The 2810-nt window shown below is 44.4% G+C and carries 4 protein-coding genes; all 4 read left to right on the top strand.

Annotation, left to right across the window (positions count from 1 at the left end):
- Positions 1 to 330, top strand: a 330-nt coding sequence (locus tag VN105_RS02635; RefSeq protein ID WP_325637645.1) for a hypothetical protein, incomplete at its 5' end; no start/stop codon positions are given.
- Complete coding sequence (locus VN105_RS02630) at positions 317 to 1126, top strand: sensor histidine kinase (protein WP_325637643.1); 810 nt, start codon at positions 317 to 319, stop codon at positions 1124 to 1126. The genes VN105_RS02635 and VN105_RS02630, both read left to right, overlap by 14 nt.
- 117 nt (positions 1127 to 1243) lie before the next feature.
- Complete coding sequence (locus VN105_RS02625; RefSeq protein ID WP_325637641.1) at positions 1244 to 1900, top strand: response regulator transcription factor; 657 nt, start codon at positions 1244 to 1246, stop codon at positions 1898 to 1900.
- Between the two features lie 19 nt (positions 1901 to 1919).
- Positions 1920 to 2771 (top strand): DUF2911 domain-containing protein, encoded by an 852-nt coding sequence (locus VN105_RS02620; RefSeq protein WP_325637639.1) that lies wholly within the window; start codon positions 1920 to 1922, stop codon positions 2769 to 2771.
- Positions 2772 to 2810 lie beyond the last annotated feature (39 nt).

The raw sequence follows: 2810 nt of genomic DNA, 5'->3' as shown, positions 1-2810 counted from the left end.
TCCGCCGGCGTCAAATCTATTGTTATTCTTATTTATGGCGCTATATTCTTTTTACAATTGCTGAAGGATAAAACCCTGGTTGAGAGATCGATTTACATTGACTCACTCCCTTCTTTCTGGTATAACTCGGGCATCTTTATTTATTTCTGTACAATATTCCTGTTCAATATCAGCTACAATTTATTACAATCGCAGGCAGCCAACGGCGCATCCAAGACCAATATAACCATCGCAATTTTATCTATTAACAACCTTGTTGGTTTAATTGCCATGATTCTTCTCTATATTGGTCTCTCGAAACTAAAAAAACTCAGGTATGCAAACAGTTGATATTATTGTAATTGGTACTACAGTAATGTTAATGCTGGGAGTTATCGTGATATTGCTGGTCATGCTCCAACAAAAAATGGTTATCCAACATAAACTGGCCATACGCGACAAAGACCTCCAGCTCCAACGGGAACGCCTCATCGCAGTACTCCAGGGACAGGAACAGGAACGTAAACGCATCGCGGAAGATCTCCACGACGAGGTAGGCGCCCAGCTGTCGGTACTCAAACTCAACCTGGGCGGCCTCCAACCCCTGCTTAAAACCGGTAACGGCGAAACTGAACGGCTCCGTGAAACGAAAGACTTCACCGATACTATTATCCAGCAACTGCGGTTCATCTCCCAGAGCCTGCATCCACAGGCACTGGAAAACCTGGGCCTCGCACATGCCCTGGACTCCTTCTGCAACCTGATGAATAAAAACAAACAGGTAAAAATAGCTTTCAAAACCGCAGGCAACGGCCAAACGGTAGACCGGGAAAAAGCATTGAATGTGTACCGCGTAATACAGGAACTGATCAATAACATCCTGAAACATGCACAAGCTACTGATGTACTGATCACTTATCAAACCACTCCTTCCCTGCTTACCGTTACGGTGGAAGACAATGGAAACGGCGCCCTGCTTACCACCCTGGCCGATTCCCGCACTAAAACCGGGAGCCTTGGACTTAAAAATATTGAAAGCCGCCTCAATATTATCGGTGGAAATATTAACTTCACTCCCGGAACACCACAAGGTACCATTGCAACGATAAGTGTAGAGAATTACCAGTCGCCTGCACAGAATAGTTGATACTTATGTTGTTTTATTACTAAATTGCCATCCGGTTATGTTGAACCCGCTTGTAACGACATGACTCATAGTAATTTATTCTGAATAAAATAATAGCAATCTTCTAACTGTCCACCTATGGCACACATAAAAGTGGCCATTGCTGATGATCACAAGATCTTCCGCAGTGGAGTCATAAACACACTGATTCCTTACGAAAATATTCGCTTCGTTTTTGAAGCCGATGACGGGCTGCATTTGCTGCAGAACATGGAAACACAACAACCGGATGTAATCCTGATGGATCTTAAAATGCCAAACATGGACGGCATTGAAGCTACCATCAAGGTAAAGGAAAAATATCCCGATGTAAAGGTTATTATACTCACCATGTACGAAGACGATAATTTCATTGTACACCTGGTGGAAAACGGCGCCAATGCCTATTTATTAAAAAATGCAGAACCGGAAGAGATCTATGAAGCTATCTGTACTACCTTTGAAAAAGGATTTTACTTTAATGATAACGTAAACCTGGCACTGCTTAAAAAAGTATTGCACAAAAACAAACAACAATTTAAACCGACACTTAAAAATGAAATCCAGCTCAATGACCGGGAGCAGGAAGTACTGAAGCTGATCTGTAATGAACTTACCACGCAGGAAATTTCCGAGCAGATTTTCCTGAGTCCCCGTACAGTAGAGGGGATACGTCAGAAACTACTGGAAAAGATCAACGTTAAAAACAGCGTTGGCCTGGTACTGTACGCATTCCGCAATGGATTAATAGAGTAGATTTAAATACCCACCATATATGAATACTATCAGAACCTTTGCCGCTACAGCGGGCGCTATGCTGCTGCTATACGCCGGCACTACCCTGGCCCAGGGCATTAAAATGCCTGCGCCAAGTCCTACACAAACCATTAAACAGGACTTCGCATTATCCAATATTGAGCTGAACTACTCCCGTCCGCTGAAAAACGGCCGCGTGATCATGGGCGACCTGGTTCCCTATGGTAAAGTTTGGAGAACCGGCGCCAACAGCGCTACCACCATTACTTTCGGCGACGATGTAAATTTTGGCGGCGTTGCCGTGAAAGCTGGTAAATATGGTTTACTATCTATCCCCGGCGCTCAATCATGGACCGTTATCCTCACCAGCAGCCTGGACGTTACCAGCCCTGCGGCATACAAACAGGAAAACGACATTGCCCGTGTAACTGTAAAACCGGTAGCTACCCCTTTCAGCCAGGAAAGCTTTACCATCGGGTTTGAAGATGTACGCTCCAACTCCGTAGTACTGGCCCTCAGCTGGGATAAAACCAAAGTACCCGTAGTGATCAAAGCAGACATCGACGACAAAATCACTGCCCAGATCAACGACGCAATGCAGAACGCCGAAAAGAAACCTTACTTCCAGGCAGCTGTATACTACTTTGAAAGCGGTAAAGACATTAACAAAGCCGTAGAATGGATCAATGAAGCCGCTACACAAAGCCCCGACGCTTTCTGGATCTGGTACCAGAAAGCCCGCATTAACGCGAAAGCCAAAAATGTAGCAGTGGCAAAAGAAGCAGCCCAGAAATCCATAGCACTCGCTACTACAGCTAAAAACGATGACTACGTAACTTTAAACAAGAAGTTACTGGCTACTTTGAAATAAGCGAATTTTGTCTGACTCAGGATTAAACTGATTACACTG

Origin of the sequence: Chitinophaga sp., from assembly GCF_035564935.1 — a bacterium.
Lineage (GTDB): Bacteria > Bacteroidota > Bacteroidia > Chitinophagales > Chitinophagaceae > Chitinophaga.
The sequence above is the reverse complement of the archived record's forward strand: the minus strand, read 5'-3'. Positions and strand labels throughout refer to the sequence as shown.

Bases quoted from the DNA above. Each gene is read 5' to 3' on its own strand.
- VN105_RS02630 (WP_325637643.1), top strand. From the start codon at position 317: ATGCAAACAGTTGATATTATTGTAATTGGTACTACAGTAATGTTAATG.
- VN105_RS02625 (WP_325637641.1), top strand. From the start codon at position 1,244: ATGGCACACATAAAAGTGGCCATTGCTGATGATCACAAGATCTTCCGC.
- VN105_RS02620 (WP_325637639.1), top strand. From the start codon at position 1,920: ATGAATACTATCAGAACCTTTGCCGCTACAGCGGGCGCTATGCTGCTG.